The organism is Bradyrhizobium sp. F1.4.3, from assembly GCF_040548375.1.
In the GTDB taxonomy this organism is placed as follows: domain Bacteria; phylum Pseudomonadota; class Alphaproteobacteria; order Rhizobiales; family Xanthobacteraceae; genus Bradyrhizobium.
The window spans coordinates 1-1,304 of the sequence record NZ_JBEPRN010000044.1; the positions used below are offsets into that span (position 1 = coordinate 1).

Sequence of the window (1,304 nt, forward strand, 5' to 3'; positions counted from 1 at the left end):
CGCGGCAATCGACGAGATGGCGAGCAGCAGCGGCCCGAGGTTCTGTCCGAGCACATCGAGCGTGAGGTACCGATCGAGGCCGGGCAGCAGGTGCAAACCGAGCAGCGTGTCGCGGTAAGTGCTCCGCGCCCAGCGGAGCTGTTGCCGCAGATACGGTAAGAGCTTGTCCGGGACCACCGTGGCGGCGATGGCGTCCGGAACGTACTCGGTTCGAAATCCTGCCTTGAGCATGAGGATCGTCAGATGGCGGTCCTCACCGAAGTCGCTCGGCTTTCCCCGGAAAAACTGCGTCTCGTACTGGTCGAGCAGCAACATGAGCGCGGAACGGCGGTACATGGCACACGGCCCACAGCAGCACATGACCGCACCAAAGCGCGTCTGAGCCGCGCGCTCCTCGTTGCAAGCCAACCAGTACTCCATGTCGATCAATCCGGTCAGCCAGCTGTCGTTGCGGTTGCTGGCCGTCAATTGGCCCATGGCGGCGCCGACGGCTGGATCCTGCATCTTGCGTACGAGCTTGCTGACAACATCGCTGGCGATTTCCGTATCGGAATCAACATTGAGCACGAGATCGCCGAATGACCGGCGTATCGCAGCAATCTGCGCCTTGCGCTTTCCAACGTTGCTTTGCAGCAGAATGACGCGGACCCTTGGGTCATGTGCGTAGCTTGCGTGCACGGGTGCCACTGCACCGACATTTGCGGAGCCGTCATCGACCACATAGACCTGCAATCGCCCTGGGTAGTCCTGGCTTGCAATAGACTTCAGGCAGGCCGCCAGCGTGCGCGGGTCCTCGTTGAAGCAGGGCACGATGACATCCACGCTGGGCAGAGCACCGGTGTCGACCGGGTCGTACGGCGGCAGTGAGGCGTCGGTTCGCAGCGCATAAAGCGCCTGCGCGCTCTTATGGACGCTGGAGAGCAACGCGTAGGAGGCAACAGCAACGGTGCTGATGGTGGCAAGCAAGGTCATGGGCATTGGTCTATTCGGTTAGGTTGAGGAAGCGACCGGATTGCAAATCCACGGTCATGCAGTGCTGGAATGAGCTGGGCGAGCGCCATTATGGTCTGGTCGCGCCGACCAGCATGAGGGCAGCGTCCCAACTCGTCGGGAGGGCATCCGTCGTGCAGGAGCACGATTGCTCCCGGCTGGAGCGAGGCCAGCACTGCGGCAACAATCGCCTCGACGCCGGGACGAGACCAGTCTTGCGGATCGACTGACCAGTGCAGGGCTGCCAGATCGGCCTTCGCCGACGCGGCGAGGGCCTCCTTGGACCAAATCCCGTACGGCGCACGCATGTGCCG

General features: G+C 62.7%; 1 protein-coding gene and 1 pseudogene. Both read right to left on the minus strand.

What is annotated here, in order from left to right; all coding sequences use genetic code 11:
• On the minus strand, nucleotides 1-972 hold a 972-nt coding region (nodC, locus tag ABIB73_RS37495; protein WP_354232494.1), incomplete at its 3' end, for a chitooligosaccharide synthase NodC.
• Nucleotides 969-1,304: pseudogene (locus tag ABIB73_RS37500) on the minus strand (chitooligosaccharide deacetylase NodB); the annotation flags it as partial. The pseudogene ABIB73_RS37500 and the gene nodC, both read right to left, overlap by 4 nt.